The sequence below is a fragment of the Marinovum sp. genome (assembly GCF_048263515.1).
Taxonomy (GTDB): Bacteria; Pseudomonadota; Alphaproteobacteria; order Rhodobacterales; family Rhodobacteraceae; genus Marinovum.
Genome location: NZ_JBLXEC010000002.1, coordinates 281,617 through 299,097, shown reverse-complemented (window position 1 = coordinate 299,097; position 17,481 = coordinate 281,617). Strand labels below are relative to the sequence as shown.

The window sequence follows — 17,481 nt, the reverse complement described above, 5'->3', positions numbered from 1 at the left end:
AGTTCGCGCGGCGTTGCCGCAAGCTAGCAAGGCCGCGCGCGCAGATCAAGCCTGGCTCAGCCGCGCCATCGCTGCCGCGTGCAGCGCCGCGCTGCCGGCGGCCAGCACCTGACCGCCGTTGTGCACCGGCCTGCCCTGCCAGTCGGTGACCTTGCCGCCGGCGGCCTCGATCACCGCGATCGGCGCCTGTATGTCATAGGCGTTGAGCCCGGCCTCGATCACCAGGTCCACCTGCCCCGCCGCCAGCAGCGCATAGGCGTAGCAGTCCATGCCGTAGCGGGTCAGCTTGACCTCGGCCGCGACGCGGTCAAAGGCCGCGCGTTCGTCGGGTGTGCCGACCTCGGGGAAGGTGGTGAAGAGCAGCGCGTCCGAGAGCTGGTCGATGCGCCGGGTGGCAAGGTCGCGCGCGCCCTGCGGCCCGTCCATCCGCGCAACACCGCCGCCGCCGCGAAAACGCTCGCCGATGTAGGGCTGGTCGATCATGCCGAGGATCGGGCCGTCGGCATCGGAGAGGGCGATCAGCACGCCCCAGGTCGGCGTGCCGCTGATGAAGCCGCGGGTGCCGTCGATCGGATCGAGCACCCAGGTCAGCCCGCTGCTGCCGGCGCTGTGGCCGAATTCCTCGCCGAGGATGCCGTCTTCGGGGCGCCGCCGGGCCAGCACGTCGCGCATCGCCTGTTCGGCGGCGCGGTCGGCCAGGGTCACCGGGTCGAAGCCGCCGGCTTCCTTGTTCTCGGTGCCGAGGGCCGCGCCCCTGAAAAACGGCAAAATGGCCGCACGCGCCGCGTCGGCCATCTCATCGGCCACCTGCCAGAGGTGGCGCATCTCATTGTCTTGCATCGCTCTCTTCCGCCCTTCGACGCGGCGCCGGGCGCCGCAACTCGGGGTGGTTATGCGACGTCACTCAGCACGCGGGCAAGCTCGAACAGCCGCCGACGCTGGTTTTCCGGGATGGCGTAGTAGGATCGCACAAGGTCGAGCGCTTCCTTGTCCCCCAGCAGATCGGCAGGCACGTTGCTTTCGGCCGAGTGTGCCGCTTCGCTGTCGCCGGCCTCGATGCCTTCGAAGAAGAAACTGACCGGAACGTCCAGCGCATCGGCAATATCCCAAAGACGGGAGGCGCTGACGCGGTTGGCACCGGTTTCGTACTTTTGAATCTGCTGGAATTTGATGCCGACATGTTCAGCCAGTTGCTGCTGGGTCATCCCGACCAGCCAGCGACGGTGCCTGACACGTTTGCCAACATGAACATCCACGGGGTGTGGCATACTATTCATCCTTCACTTCGCGCGGCGCACCGCACGACTCGTGCAGGACAGCGCATTCTTTTGCTGTAACGAGGCCGGGAATCCCCCCGGCTCGACGATTTCGACTGTGCACCCCTGCAGCGTCACGAAGAATATGGGAGGTGATGAAGAAAGCAAGGAAAAAGAACGCGTTTAGAGTTTACGGTTAACATACAGAACACGTGGAGCGGTACCAAAACACCGCTCAGGGCCTCCCAAAGGCGCGACATGTCACGCCCTTTACATTGCTCCAGATGCGGGAAACTGTAAAGGCTCAGGGCAATCGTCAAGGGAAATCTGACACAAATGCGTGCATTCCACATCGCCTCTTCCGGTGCGCCGGCCGCGCTTGTCGAGATCGACATGCCGGAGCCGAAACCCGGCGAAATCCGCGTCAGGATCGCGGCCTGCGGGCTTAACTTCGCGGATTTGCTCATGGAAAAGGGCACCTACCAGGATACGCCCGAGGCGCCCTTCACCCTCGGGATGGAGGTGGCGGGCATCATCGACGCGCTCGGAGCGGGGGTCGAGGGCTTTGCGCCTGGCGACCGGGTGGCGGTGTTCGGCGGTCATGGCGGGCTGGCCGAGTTCGGCTGCTTCGAGGCCGCCCGTGCCGTTGCCATTCCGGAAACGATGAGTTTCACCGATGCGGCCGCCTTCCAGATCGCCTACGGCACCTCTCACCTCGCTCTGGACTACCGCGCGCGGCTGCAGAAGGGCGAAACGCTGCTGGTTCTGGGCGCGTCCGGTGGCGTCGGGCTGACCGCCGTCGAGATCGGCCGGATCATGGGCGCGACCGTCATTGCCTGCGCCCGCGGGGCGGACAAGCTCGAAGCCGCCCGCGCCGCCGGGGCGCATCACCTGCTCGACAGCGACACCTGCGACCTGCGCGCCGACGTCAAGGCGCTTGGCGGGGCGGATGTGGTCTATGACCCGGTGGGCGGCGAGCAGTTCAAGGCCGCCTTCCGCGCCTGCAACCCCGAAGCGCGGCTGCTGCCGATCGGCTTTGCCAGTGGCGAGGTGCCGCAGATCAAGTCGAACCACCTGCTGGTCAAGAACCTCTCGGTTCTCGGGCTCTACTGGGGCGGCTACCTCAAGTTCAAACCGCAAGTGGTTGCCGATTCGATGAAAACCCTGATGGAATGGCACCGCGACGGGCGCATCACCCCGCATGTCAGCCACGCCTTGCCGCTGGAAGAGGCCGGCCGGGCGATGCAGCTGCTGCGCGACCGCAAGTCCACCGGCAAGGTGGTGGTCACGATCTGACCGCTACCCGCGCCGTCACAGCGTGTCGTAGCCCTGTTCGATCATCTCGGCCAGCACGTCCACCGGCGTCTTGCCGTTGCGACGGTTACAGTAGAGGTTGATCTTGTAGCTGCCGAGGTCCGGCAGGTCGCAGCCCTGCGGCAGTTCCACCAGCACCTTGGGCGCGGTCCCCTCTAGCAAGGCGGTCACCGCCAGATCGGCGCTGACCGTAGCCTCGACGGTGCGGTCGCTGTCGGTCTCGACCGTCGAGATCCAGTCGATCCCCGCCGCATCCAGCCGGTCGACCACGCCGGGACGAAAGGCGCAGACCCGCGCCTGGGCGAGGTTGAGCGGCCGCTGCCGCCAGGCCTGCCCCCCCGGCGCGCCGATCCAGCGCAGGGCGATCTCGGTCAGCGTCTCGCCGCCGCTGTCGACCTCGCTTTCCGTGGTCAGGATCAGGTCGACCGCGCCGCGGGCGAAGTCATCCTTGAGCGCGCGGGTATTGCCGGTCACCAGGTTGACCCGCACCCGCGGCATCTCGACCGCGAAACGCTGCAGCACCCGCGGCACCACCGGGTAGACGATGTCATAAGGCACCCCGAGGGATATCTCGCCCGAGAACTCCTCGTGGGTGAGCCTGGCAAAGGCCTCGTCGTTGAGCTCGACCATGCGCCGCGCATAGCCCAGGAGCTGCTCGCCAGAGGCCGTCAGCCCGATCTGCCGCGCCGAGCGGTCGAGCAGCTCGAGGCCCAGCAGCTCTTCGAGCCGCTTGAGCTGCATCGAAACCGCCGATTGCGTCAGGTTGAGAAAGCCCGCCGCGCGGGTCACGCCGCCGGTCTGGGCCACGGCCACGAAGCTGCGCAGCACGGTCACGTCAAGATTGCGCATGATCATCAGACTCCGTGATGTGAGGGATCAAGAACATTCGTTTTCACTATGTGTCGCTCTGACCTATGTATCAAGAGACAAAATACGTCAGGCCCCAATCATCAAGAAAGCACGGAGAGCCCCATGGCACATATCCTTCACATCCCGCACAGCCGCCGCCGCGGCCTGTCCCTGCCCCGCCTCGCCGATCTGCTGGCGCTTCATCGTCAGCGCCGGGCGCTGGCCCGGCTCGACGCAAGCCGGCTCGACGATCTGGGGCTCAGCCGCGACGAGGCGCTGCGCGAGGCTGACAAACCGATTTGGGACGTTCCGGCACACTGGTCTCGCTGAGCGAGAGCCACAATCGGTGCAACAGCCGCAAAACACGTCGAATCCCCGCTTCAACGATCTTGAAAATCACGGCCGTTCCGCCAATATTCAGGGGGACGGCCCGCATTCGCGTGCCACCTGATCTTTTTCGGAGGACTTCGATGGCTGACTACAACACAATCCGGACGTCTGCGGCAGGCGCCCGCGCCGCCCAGATTGACGAGGGCCTGCGCGCTCACATGAACAAGGTCTACGGGACCATGTCGATCGGCATGCTGCTCACCTTCGCGGTGGCATGGGCCGTCGGCACAAGCCCGCAGCTGCTGGCCGTGTTCCGTGACCCCGCCACCCTGCAGCCGAACATCCTCGGCTGGATTATCATGTTCGCGCCGCTGATCATGGTCTTCGCCTTCGGCGCGATGATCAACAAGCTGTCCGCCGCCGGCGCGCAGCTGTTCTTCTTTGCCTTCGCGGCGGTGATGGGCCTCTCGCTCAGCTGGATCTTCGTGGCCTTCACCGGCTTCTCGATCGCCCAGGTCTTCCTGGTGACCTCGATCGCCTTTGCCGGTCTGAGCCTGTTCGGCTACACCACCAAGAAGGACATCTCGGGCTGGGGTTCGTTCCTGATCATGGGCGTGATCGGCCTGCTGGTGGCCTCGATCATCAACATCTTCCTGGGTTCGCCCGCGATCATGTTCGCGATCTCGATCCTCGGTGTGCTGATCTTCGCCGGCCTGACGGCTTATGACACGCAGAACATCAAGAACACCTATCTCGCCCACGCCCACAATGGCGATGCCGAGTGGATGGGCAAGGCGGCAATCATGGGTGCGCTGAACCTGTACCTCGACTTCATCAACATGTTCATGTTCCTGCTGCAGCTGATGGGCAATCGCGAGTAACGCGCGCCTGCCAGGACAGAGAAACAAGGGCCGGTCATCTGACCGGCCCTTTTGTTTTGGCGGGGGCTGGAGTGGCGTTGAGAGTGGCGCTGGGGAGAGACGCCAGTTGACACCCCGGACGGCCGCCCAGAGGCCCTGTCAGCCGGGCGCAGGCGGCGAGGACGCCCGCCAGGGCGGATGAGCCCCCGCAGAACGAAAAACGCCGCGCGGCCCATGGGGCGGCGCGGCGTCTTCAAGGTCCGTCAGGCAGATCGCTTACTTGATCTTGCCTTCCTTGTACTCGACGTGCTTGCGCACGACGGGGTCGTACTTGCGCTGCGTCATCTTCTCGGTCATCGTCCGCGCATTCTTCTTGGTCACGTAGAAGTGGCCGGTGCCCGCGGTCGAATTCAGGCGGATCTTGATGGTGGTCGGCTTCGCCATGTCTCGTCTCCTGCGTGGCGCGGGCCGGGGCCATCGCGCACTCGAAAATCTCTATGAAGGTCGCCTTCTACCCGGCTGCGGCCCTGAGTCAAGCGGTTTTCTCGCGCTTTCTGCGACAGGCCGCATTTCCCGGTGTCAAAGCGCCGATCGGGGGCTCTGCCCCCGGCCTGCGGCCTCCCCCGAGGGTATTTTCGGCAAGAGGAAGACAGGGGGTCGGTCCCCTGTCAGAGGATTGCGCGGAAGGCCTGTAAGCCGGATTCTGTTCCGGTCTTGCGACCGGTGATGACCATTCCTCTTGGCACAGGGTTACCCCTGCACCTCCAGCTGCCAACCCGGGCCTCTCGGGCTGAAGCATCCCTGCGCCGATATCCCCGAAAGGATCAACCGCGCGCGAGGCCCCTATTTGGCATTGCTCCCGGTGGGGCTTGCCTTGCGGAGACTGTTGCCAGCCTCCCGGTGGGCTCTTACTCCACCGTTTCACCTTTCCCCCGAACCGTTGCCGGCCGGGGTAGTCTGTTCTCTGTGGCGCTGATCCGTCGGGTTGCCCCGCCCGGGCGTTACCCGGCACCGTTGCTTCAGGGAGTCCGGACTTTCCTCGGGACGTCGCCGCCCCGCGGCCATCCAGCCTTCCGCGCTAGGCGCATCTAGGCGCTGGCGGTCCTGCGGTCAACGGGAAAGCGTGCGGCCAGTCCCGAGAGCAGCGCCATGTCCTCGGAAGAGAGAGGCTCAAGCGCCCAGGGGCGGAAGCGGGCGCGGAAGGCGTCGAGCAGGGTCTCGTCGGAGACCTCGGCGGTGTAGCCGGCCGTGGCGGCCAGTTGGCGGAAGCTGGAAGGCGCTGGGGCCTCTGGTGCAGGCTCCGGCCAGATGGCGAGGCCCCGCAGCGCCAGGCGGCGCCAGTCGAAGCGGCGGCCGGGGTCCTGCTTGCGGCCCGGGGCCATGTCGGAATGGCCGATGACACGCTCTGGCGCGATCTGCCAGCGCGCCAGAACCCGTGGCAGCAAAGCCTCGAGGCAGGCCATCTGCGGCTCGGAGAAGGGCTGTGCGCCGGTGTTGGTGATCTCTATGCCGATCGAGCGGGAATTGACGTCCGTCACCGCGCCCCAGCGCCCTGCCCCGGCATGCCAGGCGCGCTGGTCCTCGTCCACCATCTGGATCAGATCGCCGGTGGTCGAAATCAGGTAATGCGCCGAGACCTCGGCCTCGGGGTTGCAGAGCCAGTCACGCGCGGCGACGGTCTCGGCCATGGCGGTGTAATGCAGCACCACCATGTCGGGGCGCACCCCGCCGCGCCGCGCCCCGCAATTGGGCGAGGGATGCCAGAGCGCCTGCGGGTCGCGCAAGGATCAGCCGCCCCGCACCCGGCGGAAGGGCCGCGGATCCCAGGAACAGGCAAAGCCGTCGCCATCCGGATCCAGCGCCTTGCGGTCCTTCTCGGGCCCGCCATTGGCGAGGAAATCCTCCTGCGCCAGGTCCGGGCTGGCAAAGCTGGCACAATTGCGCTGGTGCTTGGCCTGGGAATTCAGCGACGAGCGCTTGTAGATCGCGGTGCCGACCGGGTTGTTTGTCTGCAGGGCGAAGGCCACGATATTGGGCCTGTCGCTGCCCTCGCGGGTCGGCAGATCGGTCACCGCCACCACGCGGTATTGCGACTGCGCCTCGCGCAGCCGGGCGGCATCGTCCTGGATGTCACGCTCGCCCGACACCGCCTGGAAATCCTGCTCGCGGCTGATGCCGGAGGCATCGGTCACCGCGGGCGGCGGGTTGTCGGGGCTGGCCTGCAGCGGCGCCACGCCGGAATTGATCGCTGCCGCCCGGCGCGACTCGTCATCCACCGGTTCGCCGTCGAGCGACATGGTGGTGACCGGCGCTGCACCTTCGAGCCTGAGGTCGCGTTCCAGCCGCGCCGTCCGCTCCTGGTCGACGCGGTCGAACCCCACACCGGCACCGCTGTCCGGCACGGCCGGAGCACAGGCCGACAGACCACCCAGCGCGCCCAGCGCCACACTCATCAGCAAAAAACGCATGCTTCGGGCCTCATACCTGCTCGTTCGCGGTGGCTTACCACCATTTCGCCGGCTTGGAAACAAAACCCGCCGCCTGCTCCAGCGCGTAGGCGCAATTCAGCAGGTCGCCCTCTTCCCAGGGCCGGCCGATCAGCTGCAGCCCCAGCGGCAGCCCCTGGGCATTGGTGCCGGCGGGCACCGAGATGCCGGGCAGTCCGGCGAGGTTCACGGTCACGGTGAAGACGTCGTTGAGGTACATCTGCACCGGGTCGGTGTCCTTCATCTCGCCCAGGCCGAAGGCCGCAGACGGGGTTGCCGGCGTCAGGATGGCGTCCACCCCTTGGGCAAAGGCCTCTTCGAAGTCGCGTTTGATCAGCGTCCGCACCTTGCGGGCGCGGTTGTAATAGGCGTCGTAGAACCCGGCCGAAAGCACATAGGTCCCGACCATGATCCGCCGCTGTACCTCGTGGCCGAAGCCTTCGGCGCGGGTCTTCTCGTACATCTCGGTGATGCCGTCGCCCTGCGCCAACTGCGCCCGGCGGCCATACCGCACGCCGTCATAGCGCGCGAGGTTGGAAGACGCCTCGGCGGGCGCGATCACGTAGTATGTGGGCAGCGCGTATTTGGTGTGCGGCAGCGAGATGTCGACGATCTCGGCCCCGGCATCGGCCAGCATGCGGCGGCCTTCGGCCCAGAGGGCCTCGATCTCGTCGGGCATGCCGTCCATGTGGTATTCGCGCGGAATGCCGATCTTCTTGCCCTTGATGTCGCCGGTCAGCATCGCCTCGAAGTTCGGCACCGCCAGGTCGGCCGAGGTGCTGTCCATCGGGTCGTGGCCGCACATCGCTTCCAGCATGATGGCGGCGTCGCGCACGTCCTTGGTCATCGGACCGGCCTGGTCGAGCGACGAGGCAAAGGCGACGATGCCCCAGCGCGAGCAGCGGCCATAGGTGGGCTTGATGCCGGTGATGCCGGTGAAGGCCGCCGGCTGGCGGATCGAGCCGCCGGTGTCGGTGCCGGTGGCGGCGAGGCAAAGGTCCGCCGCCACGGCGCTGGCCGAACCACCGGACGAGCCGCCGGGCGTCAGCTGCGCGTCGTCATTGCCGCGCTTCCACGGGTTGACCGCATTGCCATAGGTCGAGGTCTCGTTCGACGAGCCCATGGCAAATTCGTCCATGTTGAGCTTGCCCAGCATCACCGCGCCGGAGTCGAACAGCTGTCGGGTCACTGTGCTCTCATACTCGGGCTTGAAGCCGTCGAGGATCCTCGAAGCCGCCTGCGAGGCCACGCCCTTGGTGCAGAACAGGTCCTTGATGCCCAGCGGAATGCCACACATGTCGGGCGCGTCGCCGGCCTTGATCCGCGCATCTGCGGCGCGCGCCTGCTCCAGCGCGATCTCCGGCGTCTTGTGCACCACGGCGTTGAGCGCATCCGCGCCCTCGATCGCCGCGAGGCAGGCCTCGGTCAGTTCGACACTTGTGACATCGCCCTTGCGCAGCGCGTCGCGCGCCTCGGCGATCTTCATTCCATTCAGCTCAGACATCACTCAACCACCTTCGGCACTGCAAAGAAGCCTTCCCGCGCATCCGGCGCATTCGACAGGACCTTGTCCTGCTGGCCACCGTCCGTCACCCCGTCCTTGCGGCGCTTCAGCCGCATCGGCGTGACCGAGACCATCGGTTCGACCCCCTCGACGTCAACCTCACCCAGCTGCTCGATGAAGCCGAGGATATTGTTGAACTCCTGCGCCAGCGCCGGCAGGTCCTTCTCGTCCACGCGGATGCGGGCCAGTTTCGCCACCTTGGCGGCGGTGCCTTGATCGATCGACATCGGGTCGCTCCCAATCCATTCAGGTCTGGCAAGGGCTTTACCGCCCCGCCCCGCCGCCCGCAACCATATGCCGGTGGTAAACCACGATCATCCAGCCCAGCATCACCGCATTGAGCAGATGCCAGAGGAAATGCGTGCCGATCGGCCAGACATCACAGAGCGGCGCGTCCAGCGCCCGAAAGGTGATCGAGACCGCCAGCACCGCCGCCCCCAGCGCCAATCCGCCCGCCACCTCCGGCAGCCGTCTGCGCAGCGCCACGGCATAAAGCCCGATCAACAACGCCACCGCCACGTAAGCCGCCGACCCGCCAATCACTGGCACAGGCCCCAGGACCCACACCACCAGGGCCGCATAGGGAAAGAACACCCCCACCCCAAGCACCGAAGCCCAGACCGGCAGGCCCCAGAACTCCCGGTTGGCCAGGTAGACATAGACCAGCACGAAGACCGCAATCGGCAGCACATCCGCCACCCCGGCCCAGGCCTCGGCAAAGGTGTGAAACTGCCCCGACCCCAGACCGATCAACGCCAGCACGACACACAGCCCCCGCGCCCATCCTGTCACCCGCGGCCAGAGCCAGAGCGCCACCAGCACGAAGCCGAGGTTCGTCACCGCATTCAAAGGCTCCGCCCAGAGCCCCGACCCCACCCGCTCGCAATAGCCGTCCACCGCCTGTCGCCAATCCACCCCTGCCCCTTCCTCTTGCTGAAAATACCCTCGGGGAGCGCGAGGGGCTGGCCCCTCGCTCCCAGCCTCCGCCATCTGGACGACCGCCCCGATCATGCTAGGCTCTGCCCAAACCACAAGGGAGTTCACAGATGTTGCTCATTTGGCTTGGTCACGGGTCCTTCCGCCTCGAAAGCGGCGAGGCGCGGATTCTCATCGACCCCTGGCTCACCGGCAACCCGATGCTCGACGAGGACCGGCACGAAGAGGCCACCTCGGGCGCCACGCATATCCTGCTCACCCATTGCCATTCCGACCATGTGGTCGACGTGATGCCGCTGGCCCGCAGGCTCGAGATCCCGGTGATCGGCCAATACGACGTGATGAGCCACTGGGCCGAGACCGAGAGCATCGAGACCATCGGCTTCAACAAGGGCGGCACGGTCGAGGCCGCGGGCGTCAGGCTGACCATGGTGCCCGCCTCGCACAGCTCCACCTTCAGCTCCGACACCGGCCCTCGGGCCGCCGGCAGCGAGGTGGGCTACATGATCGAGGCCGAAGGCAAGGTGATCTACCTCTCAGGCGACACCACGATCATGGCCGACATGGAGTGGATGGGCGACTACCACAAGCCGCAGATCGGCATCCTCTCGGCCGGGGGCCATTTCACCATGGACATGAAGGCCGCCGCCTATGCCGCCAGGCGCTACTTCGACTTCAAGACCGTGATCCCCTGCCACTACAAGACCTTCCCGATCCTCGAACAATCGGCACAGGAGATGAAAGACGGTCTGCCCGGCGTGAAGGTCATCGAGCCGGAGCTGCTCGATCCGATCGAGCTTTGATGGCGGCGCATTTCTGATGGGGTATCGGTGGGTTGCAAACCCACCCTACGCCAAATGCGACGGGTGGGTTTTCAACCCGCCGCACCTGAACGGTCACACCCTCCCGCGTAGGGTGGGTTTTCAACCCACCGCCCCGCCGCACCTAACGGCCTCACCATACCCCGTAGGGTGGGTTTCGAACCCACCACCGCCGGGCCACACACATCCTCACAAGAACCCCGCCACCTCCTCCACCGGCGCGGCCGCCAGGGCCAGAGCCTCGCCCAGATCCACGCTCTTGTTGAACAAGGCCCGTCCCACCACAGCCCCCGCGACATTGCGCACGTATTTCAGCCGCGCCAGGTCGTCGAGCGTCCGCACCAGCCCGCTGGCAATCACCGGATGGCGCGATTGTGCCGCAAGGTCGGTGACCAGCGCCAGGGACGCCTCGGCGTCGCTCAGATCGCTGTCGATATCGGTCACCATGATCGCCGCCAGCGGATCGCCCTTGAAATGGTCGATGAAATCGCCGGGCGCAAAGGCCGAGGTCTCGCGCCAGCCATGGGTCATCACCCGGCCCTGATAGACATCGACCGCCAGCACGATCTGGTCGGGGTGATATTTCGCCGCCTCATGCACCAGGTCGGGCTGGTTCAGCGCCGCGGTGCCGATCACCACCCGGCCAACCCCCATGTCGAGCAGCTGTTCGATCCGCTCGCGCGAGCGCACGCCACCGCCGACCTGCAGCGGCGCCTCGGCCGCGAGGATCAGCTCCTGCAGCAGCGCGTCCTGCGGCGCCTGGCCGGCAACGGCGTCGAAATCGGTGACATGGATCCACTCGGCCCCGGCATGGGCAAAGCCGCGCACGCAGTCGCGCGGGTCGAGGTGCCAGATCTGTGGCTCCTCGAGCCGCCCGCGATACAGGCTGACCGGCTGGCCGTTCTGAAGTTCGATGGTCGGATAAAGCTGCATGACACCCCTCCTTGCCGCATGACTATAGCATTAGGCGGGGGATCGGGCGAACGCCGCGCGAAACGCGGCGCTCTTTCACTCGATTTCGACCTGCGGGTGCCGGGCTCAGCCGGCGCGGCGCAGCGCCATGCCCTGTTCGATGGTGGCATCGGCCACATGCGCCGGGCTGGTGTCCTGGCGCGCGGCGGCATCGAGGATGCCGCGCATGGTGGTCTCGAGTTGCGACAGGCGCTCGGCGACATAGCTCTCGCGCGCCTCGATCCGCAGGATCTCGGTCGCGACATTGATGATGCCGCCGCCGTTGGCGACGTAATCCGGCAGGTAGAGGATGCCGCGCGCCTGCAGCGCATCCGCCGCCGCGTCATTGGCCAGCTGGTTGTTGGCCGCGCCGCAGACCATCGCGGCCCTCAGCTCCGGCACGGTCTGGCCGTTGAGGATGCCGCCGATGGCGCAGGGCGCAAAGACATCGGCCGCGACCCGGTGGATCGCATCGGGTGCGGCGACCTCGGCGCCAAAGGCCACCCGCGCCTCCTCGACCCGCGCCGCCACGGTATCGGCGACGATCAGCTGCGCGCCGGCCTTGGCCAGCAGCTCGCAGAGGTACCAGCCGACATGGCCCAGCCCCTGCACCGCCACGCGCTTGCCCGACAGGTCGCTGCTGCCGAACTGCCGCGCCGCGCCGATCTTCAGCGCGTTGAACACGCCCTGCGCGGTGATCGGCGAGGGATCGCCGCTGGCAAAGGGGCCGTCGGCCAGGCCGGCGACGAATTTGGTCTCCGACGACAGCACCTTCAGATCGGCGGGCGTCATGCCCATGTCCTCGGCCGTCCAGTAGCGGCCCTGCAGCGCCTCGACCGCGCGGCCCATGGCGCGCAGAAGGGCCTCTGTCTTGTCGCTGCGGGGATCGCCGAGGATCACCGCCTTGCCTCCGCCCAGCGGCAGGCCGGCGGCGGCGTTCTTGTAGGTCATCCCGCGCGACAGGGCGAGCACATCGGCCAGCGCCTCGTCAAAGCCGGCATAGACCCGCATCCGCAGCCCGCCGGCGGCGGGGCCAGCCTGGGTGGAATGCACCGCGATCAGCCCCTCGAGGCCGCTGTCGCGGTCGGTCACGCGGTAGACCTCTTCATGGGTGGTGCAATCGATCCGGGTCAACATGGCTCTCTCCTCCTGTTTGAGCGAATCTTACCGCGGGCGTGGCGCAAAAACTCACCAAAGAGCATTGCCGTGCCGGGTGAAATTAGGGAAAATCTCCAAAACACCCGGGGGATTTGGGGAATGGATGCAACAGACGCCAGGATCGTGCAGGCCCTGCAACGCGACGGCCGCCAGCGGCTGGCCGATCTGTCGGAAAAGATCGGCCTGTCGGCAACGCCGCTGGCCCGCCGCATCGCCCGGCTGGAAGAGACCGGCGTGATCACCGGCTACTCCGCCCGGGTCGACCAGGAGAAGCTGGGGCTGCCGCTCAACATCTTCATCTTCGTCGAACTCGAGCAGCAGAGCCGCAAGGCGGTTTCGGCCTTCGAGGACGCGCTGCGGCGCTTCGACGAGGTGATGGAATGCTACCTGATGACCGGAACGCGCGACGTGATGCTGCGGGTGGTGGCGCGCGACCTCACGGCCTTTGACCGGTTCCTCGAGGACGGTCTGATGCAGGTGCCAGGCATCCGCAACATGCGCTCGAGCTTCGCCCTGCGGACGATGATCCGGCGGGATGTTCTGCCGATGTAAGGGGGTCGGCGGGCTGCGCTGCCCTGGAGGCCGATCCGGGGGCATGGGGTGAGCGGAGAGGTCCCGGATCAAGTCCGGGACGGCGTTGGGTGTGGGTGACGGCGTCTGCGCCTGTCGCGCCCGGCTTGGTCACAGGTTCCACCTGCCACCCAGAGCTCCGCGCCCCGGACCCCGATCCGGGGCCTCATGGGGTGAGCGGGGAGGTCCCGGATCAAGTCCGGGACGGCGTGGGGTGTGGGTGACGGCGGCAGTGACTGTCGCGCCCGGCTGGCTCACAGGTTTCACCTGCCACCCCGCGCGTCGCGCCCCGGACCCCGATCCGGAGCCTCATGGGGCGGGTGGAGAGATCCCGGATCAGGTCCGGAACGGCGTTGTGCATGGGTGACGGCGGCAGCCTCTTTCACCCCAAGCCTGCTCACAGGTGTCACCTGCCACCCCGCGCATCGCGTCCCGGACCCCGATCCGGGACCTAAGAGAGCAACCCTCCCGCGGACAACCCAAAGCGCCCCCCTCACCCGGTAATCTCGAACCCCGTCACATCGGGCAGCGGCGAAACGACCTCGACCGACACGTCGCGCACCGCGGCAGCGCCGGGGCCGGCCCACATCGCGTCGAGCATGTCGTCGACCTGTTCGGGTCGGCCGACAATCAGCGCAGTGACCGAGCCGTCGGGGTTGTTGCAGACCCAGCCGCGGAGCCCGAGGCTCTCTGCCAGGCCTTGGGTCCAGGCGCGAAAGGCCACGCCCTGCACGCGGCCCATCACCCGCGCCTGTCTTGCGATTTCCTGTGCCATATCCGGACCTTCGCTTGTCTTCGGCCCAGTGTGCCACCATTTGCGCCGCCGCGAAACCATTTCGGCGGCCGGGTGGCGGGGCTTTGCCCGTGGCCGGGGTTCGCCTCTGGGCGCGGATTGGATGCTCCACTGCAAGCGCGTCCTCGAATTTGCGCTCAACGGCAAGGCGCAGCAGCGATCCGGCCTCTGGCAGATGCTGCGCCAGCACCACCGGCCGCGTCTAGCCGCACCCGTACCGGACGCCGGCCTTCGCCCCCTCGGAGCACAGCCCCAGCCCCGAAGCCCCCTCAGCCGACACCCGCAACCGCACCCCGCAGGCCAACCACCGCCCTTGGCTGCGTAAAATCGCACGCTGGCTGATCGGCTGCCATTGACCGTTCATCAAATCCATTACATATCCCGGTCATGACAGACCTCGCCCATATCCGCAATTTCTCGATCGTCGCCCATATCGACCACGGGAAATCCACCCTCGCCGACCGGCTCATCCAATCCACCAACACGGTGGCCGAGCGGGACATGAAGGCTCAGCTGCTCGATTCCATGGATATCGAGCGCGAACGCGGCATCACGATCAAGGCGCAGACCGTGCGCATCGATTACATCGCCAAGAACGGCGAGGCCTATGTGCTCAACCTGATCGACACCCCCGGCCACGTCGACTTTGCCTACGAGGTTTCGCGCTCGATGCGGGCGGTCGAAGGCTCGCTTCTGGTGGTCGACTCGACCCAGGGCGTCGAGGCGCAGACTCTGGCCAATGTCTATCATGCGCTCGATGCCGACCACGAGATCGTGCCGGTGCTCAACAAGATCGACCTGCCGGCGGCGGATTGCGACCGGGTGGCCGAACAGATCGAGGATGTCATCGGCATCGACGCCTCCGAGGCCGTGCAGGTCTCGGCCAAGACAGGCATCGGCATCGCCGAAACGCTCGAGGCCATCGTCCACCGCCTGCCCGCCCCCAAGGGCCAGCGCGACGCGCCGCTCAAGGCGATGCTGGTGGACAGCTGGTACGACAGCTACCTCGGCGTCGTCGTGCTGGTGCGGATCATGGATGGCGTGCTCAAGAAGGGCGACAACATCAAGATGATGCAGACCGGCGCGAAATACGGCATCGACCGCATCGGCGTCTTCCGCCCGGCGATGACCGTGATCGACGAACTGGGACCGGGCGAGATCGGCTTCATCACCGCCTCGATCAAGCAGGTGCGCGACACCAAGGTCGGCGACACCATCACCCATGAGAAGAAGGGCGCCGACAAGCCCCTGCCCGGCTTTGCGCCGTCGCAGCCGGTGGTCTTCTGTGGCCTTTTCCCCGTCGACAGTGCCGAGTTCGAGGACCTGCGCGACGCGATCGAGAAACTGGCGCTGAACGACGCCTCCTTCAGCTACGAGATGGAGACCTCGGCGGCGCTGGGCTTCGGCTTCCGCTGCGGCTTCCTCGGGCTGTTGCACCTCGAGGTGATCCGCGACCGGATCGAGCGGGAATATGACATCGAGCTGATCACCACCGCGCCCTCGGTGATCTATCACATCTATTCCAAGGACGGCTCGATGATCGAGCTGCACAACCCCGCCGACATGCCCGACCCCTCGACCATCGACCACCTCGAGGAGCCGCGGATCAAGGCGACGATCCTTGTTCCCGACGAGTTCCTCGGCGACGTGCTCAAGCTCTGCCAGGACCGCCGCGGTATCCAGATGGACCTGACCTATGCCGGCAGCCGCGCCATGGTGGTCTATGACCTGCCGCTGAACGAGGTGGTCTTCGACTTCTACGACCGGCTGAAATCGGTGACCAAGGGCTATGCCTCCTTCGACTATCAGATGACCGAATACCGCGAGGACAACCTCGTGAAGATGCAGGTTCTGGTCAACGACGAGCCGGTGGACGCGCTCTCGACCATGGTGCACCGCGACCGCGCCGAGATGCGCGGCCGGGCGATGTGCGAGAAGCTCAAAGAGCTGATCCCGCGCCACATGTTCAAGATCCCGATCCAGGCGGCCATCGGCGGCAAGGTCATCGCCCGCGAGACCCTGTCCGCGCTGCGCAAGGACGTGACGGCGAAATGCTACGGCGGCGACGCGACGCGGAAGAAGAAGCTGCTCGAGAAGCAGAAGGCCGGCAAGAAGAAGATGCGGCAGTTCGGCAAGGTGGATATCCCGCAGGAAGCGTTTATTTCAGCGCTGAAGATGGATGGGTGATATTCCCTCGGCAGCATGCGGCCTCGTCGACATAGGTCATTCCCGAGCGGACGTAGCAATTATCTCGGTGACATTTTGCAATGGAAGATTATGGCCTTAACTTCTTTGAGCTCTTGCCTGACCCAGTCGAAATTTCTGATTGCGTTCTCGACGAATGCAGGCAATCAGGCGATTTTCGGCAAATACTCTTTGAGTATTACAAGAATGTATCCATGTTGTGCTGCATCTGCTCGCAAATTATCCCCGAGTCCCCAGGATGGTTAACTAGCACCGATAAGAAGAGATATGTACTTTTAGGCCTATTAACCCGCTGCACGAGGATCTTGGCTGCACACTTAGAGTTTTTTCAGGATGGGCGATACGGCGATGTCACGACAATATTGGATCGACCTCTCTTAGAAACATGCGTGAAGGTGCGGTGGATCTCCCAAGACCGAGGGGAACAGCGACTTCAAAGATATTTTGAGGACAGCCTGAAATCTGACCTTGAGTTGCTCGATAAAATCAAAAGCAACATCAAAGCTCGTGGAGGGCTTGAACTTCCAATTGAAAAGCGGATGCTACATAGCATTCGCAAGAATGCCGAATTTGCCGGCATAGGTATTGACGATAAAGAGATAAACTTGAAACGCGCCCCTTCCTTAGCTGATATGGTGCGAGATATCGGAGAAGACCGATTTATGTATACCATAGTCGGAAAGATTTCTTCTCACGCCGTCCATGGTAGCTTGGCTAACTTACTTTACCTATACCTCGATGCAGATCAGAAGATTGACGGTCGCTTCATTCCTGCCGTCGAGTTTCCAGCTGCCCACGTTAATCAATATGTTTTTAATTGCCTATTCGTACTAGATGCCTGCTTGGATTTTGTGAGTTTCAATTTTGAGGATGGCGATGAGATGGACTACTTCTCGGCTGTTCTAACGACTTACTCTAGCGAGATCTTGGAATTGTACCGAGAGATAGTAGGGGGTGATTTTGACCCTCCGGCTTCCTAGTTATATTGAACCAAATGCGTTTTTCGTTGCTGCATACTCTCACCGTATGCACAAATGCATACGCCTACACCCGCAATCGTGACCCCCACCCCCTCCCCCTCCATGCTACCCTCCCCCGCACACAACCTCGGGGGAGACACACCATGAAACACCTCATCACCGCCGCCGTTCTGGCGCTGCTGGCCGGTCCGGCCGCTGCGCATCAGTGCCCGGCCGACATGGCCGCCGTCGATGCGGCGCTCAAGACCGCGAGCCTCAGCGCTGCCGATCTCGCCCGCGTCAAGCAGCTCCGCGCCGAGGGCGAGCAGCTGCACCGGGCCGGCAGCCATGGCGCCTCGGTCCGGGCGCTGGCCGAGGCCAAGGCGCTTCTGGGGCTCTGAGCCTCGGGGGCCGGAGCCTCAAGGCCAA

The 17,481-nt window shown here is 65.2% G+C and carries 20 protein-coding genes and 1 other RNA gene; 8 read left to right on the top strand and 13 right to left on the bottom strand.

The genetic code is table 11. The features are described from left to right. Positions 1–45 precede the first annotated feature (45 nt). Complete coding sequence (gene hisN, locus ACN0SE_RS03935) at positions 46–840, bottom strand: histidinol-phosphatase (protein WP_417523177.1); 795 nt, start codon at positions 838–840, stop codon at positions 46–48. 50 nt (positions 841–890) lie between these two features. After that, a complete protein-coding gene (locus ACN0SE_RS03930) occupies positions 891–1,268 on the bottom strand; it encodes a helix-turn-helix domain-containing protein (protein WP_417523176.1) in 378 nt (125 codons plus the stop codon). A gap of 324 nt (positions 1,269–1,592) precedes the next feature. Here ACN0SE_RS03930 and ACN0SE_RS03925 point away from each other — a divergent pair, with 324 nt between their 5' ends. Further along, complete coding sequence (locus ACN0SE_RS03925) at positions 1,593–2,552, top strand: NADPH:quinone oxidoreductase family protein (protein WP_417523175.1); 960 nt, start codon at positions 1,593–1,595, stop codon at positions 2,550–2,552. Positions 2,553–2,567: 15 nt separating this feature from the next. Here ACN0SE_RS03925 and ACN0SE_RS03920 read toward each other — a convergent pair whose 3' ends face one another. After that, a complete protein-coding gene (locus ACN0SE_RS03920; RefSeq protein ID WP_417523257.1) occupies positions 2,568–3,422 on the bottom strand; it encodes a LysR family transcriptional regulator in 855 nt (284 codons plus the stop codon). Between the two features lie 120 nt (positions 3,423–3,542). On the opposite strand from ACN0SE_RS03920, the gene ACN0SE_RS03915 reads away from it, so the two are divergent. Together ACN0SE_RS03915 and ACN0SE_RS03910 are read left to right on the top strand one after the other, a co-directional pair. Then, a complete protein-coding gene (locus ACN0SE_RS03915) occupies positions 3,543–3,749 on the top strand; it encodes a DUF1127 domain-containing protein (protein WP_417523174.1) in 207 nt (68 codons plus the stop codon). 140 nt (positions 3,750–3,889) lie between these two features. After that, the gene (locus ACN0SE_RS03910; protein WP_417523173.1) at positions 3,890–4,630 is read left to right on the top strand and encodes a Bax inhibitor-1 family protein; all 741 of its coding nucleotides are present in this window, start codon (positions 3,890–3,892) and stop codon (positions 4,628–4,630) included. A 255-nt stretch (positions 4,631–4,885) separates the two neighbouring features. On the opposite strand, the gene rpmG is transcribed toward ACN0SE_RS03910, so the two are convergent. The 7 genes from rpmG to ACN0SE_RS03875 form a co-directional block, all read right to left on the bottom strand. Then, the gene (gene rpmG, locus ACN0SE_RS03905) at positions 4,886–5,053 is read right to left on the bottom strand and encodes a 50S ribosomal protein L33 (RefSeq protein WP_417523172.1); all 168 of its coding nucleotides are present in this window, start codon (positions 5,051–5,053) and stop codon (positions 4,886–4,888) included. 232 nt (positions 5,054–5,285) lie between these two features. Next, an RNA gene (gene rnpB, locus ACN0SE_RS03900) (RNase P RNA component class A) lies at positions 5,286–5,686 on the bottom strand. Between the two features lie 11 nt (positions 5,687–5,697). Further along, on the bottom strand, positions 5,698–6,321 hold the full coding sequence (locus ACN0SE_RS03895; RefSeq protein ID WP_417523256.1) for an N-acetylmuramoyl-L-alanine amidase: 624 nt from the start codon (positions 6,319–6,321) through the stop codon (positions 5,698–5,700). Positions 6,322–6,396: 75 nt separating this feature from the next. Further along, positions 6,397–7,077, bottom strand: a complete 681-nt coding sequence (locus tag ACN0SE_RS03890) for a hypothetical protein (RefSeq protein ID WP_417523171.1) — start codon at positions 7,075–7,077, stop codon at positions 6,397–6,399. Between the two features lie 34 nt (positions 7,078–7,111). Further along, on the bottom strand, positions 7,112–8,599 hold the full coding sequence (gatA, locus tag ACN0SE_RS03885; protein ID WP_417523170.1) for an Asp-tRNA(Asn)/Glu-tRNA(Gln) amidotransferase subunit GatA: 1,488 nt from the start codon (positions 8,597–8,599) through the stop codon (positions 7,112–7,114). Further along, positions 8,599–8,886 carry an Asp-tRNA(Asn)/Glu-tRNA(Gln) amidotransferase subunit GatC gene (gene gatC, locus ACN0SE_RS03880; RefSeq protein ID WP_417523169.1) on the bottom strand — a complete coding sequence of 96 codons (288 nt, stop codon included), beginning with the start codon at positions 8,884–8,886 and terminating at the stop codon, positions 8,599–8,601. The genes gatA and gatC overlap by 1 nt, the downstream gene beginning before the upstream one ends. Before the next feature lie 37 nt (positions 8,887–8,923). Continuing rightward, the gene (locus ACN0SE_RS03875) at positions 8,924–9,574 is read right to left on the bottom strand and encodes a hypothetical protein (RefSeq protein WP_417523168.1); all 651 of its coding nucleotides are present in this window, start codon (positions 9,572–9,574) and stop codon (positions 8,924–8,926) included. A 131-nt stretch (positions 9,575–9,705) separates the two neighbouring features. Between ACN0SE_RS03875 and ACN0SE_RS03870 the strand changes: the two genes are divergently transcribed. After that, on the top strand, positions 9,706–10,398 hold the full coding sequence (locus tag ACN0SE_RS03870) for a metal-dependent hydrolase (protein ID WP_417523167.1): 693 nt from the start codon (positions 9,706–9,708) through the stop codon (positions 10,396–10,398). A gap of 207 nt (positions 10,399–10,605) precedes the next feature. Here ACN0SE_RS03870 and ACN0SE_RS03865 read toward each other — a convergent pair whose 3' ends face one another. Next, the gene (locus tag ACN0SE_RS03865) at positions 10,606–11,349 is read right to left on the bottom strand and encodes a HisA/HisF-related TIM barrel protein (RefSeq protein ID WP_417523166.1); all 744 of its coding nucleotides are present in this window, start codon (positions 11,347–11,349) and stop codon (positions 10,606–10,608) included. A 105-nt stretch (positions 11,350–11,454) separates the two neighbouring features. After that, entirely contained in the window at positions 11,455–12,504 is a 1,050-nt protein-coding gene (locus ACN0SE_RS03860; protein ID WP_417523165.1) for a Glu/Leu/Phe/Val family dehydrogenase, read from the bottom strand. A gap of 120 nt (positions 12,505–12,624) precedes the next feature. Between ACN0SE_RS03860 and ACN0SE_RS03855 the strand changes: the two genes are divergently transcribed. After that, on the top strand, positions 12,625–13,077 hold the full coding sequence (locus ACN0SE_RS03855; RefSeq protein WP_417523164.1) for an Lrp/AsnC family transcriptional regulator: 453 nt from the start codon (positions 12,625–12,627) through the stop codon (positions 13,075–13,077). A gap of 511 nt (positions 13,078–13,588) precedes the next feature. Here ACN0SE_RS03855 and ACN0SE_RS03850 read toward each other — a convergent pair. Beyond that, on the bottom strand, positions 13,589–13,870 hold the full coding sequence (locus tag ACN0SE_RS03850) for an acylphosphatase (protein ID WP_417523163.1): 282 nt from the start codon (positions 13,868–13,870) through the stop codon (positions 13,589–13,591). Between the two features lie 405 nt (positions 13,871–14,275). Here ACN0SE_RS03850 and lepA point away from each other — a divergent pair, with 405 nt between their 5' ends. The 3 genes from lepA to ACN0SE_RS03835 all read left to right on the top strand — a co-directional run bounded on the left by lepA (position 14,276) and on the right by ACN0SE_RS03835 (position 17,453). Continuing rightward, positions 14,276–16,075 carry a translation elongation factor 4 gene (gene lepA, locus ACN0SE_RS03845; RefSeq protein ID WP_417523162.1) on the top strand — a complete coding sequence of 600 codons (1,800 nt, stop codon included), beginning with the start codon at positions 14,276–14,278 and terminating at the stop codon, positions 16,073–16,075. Positions 16,076–16,155: 80 nt separating this feature from the next. Further along, positions 16,156–17,073 carry a DUF5677 domain-containing protein gene (locus tag ACN0SE_RS03840; RefSeq protein ID WP_417523161.1) on the top strand — a complete coding sequence of 306 codons (918 nt, stop codon included), beginning with the start codon at positions 16,156–16,158 and terminating at the stop codon, positions 17,071–17,073. Positions 17,074–17,216: 143 nt separating this feature from the next. Continuing rightward, positions 17,217–17,453, top strand: a complete 237-nt coding sequence (locus tag ACN0SE_RS03835; RefSeq protein WP_417523160.1) for a hypothetical protein — start codon at positions 17,217–17,219, stop codon at positions 17,451–17,453. Positions 17,454–17,481: the final 28 nt, after the last annotated feature.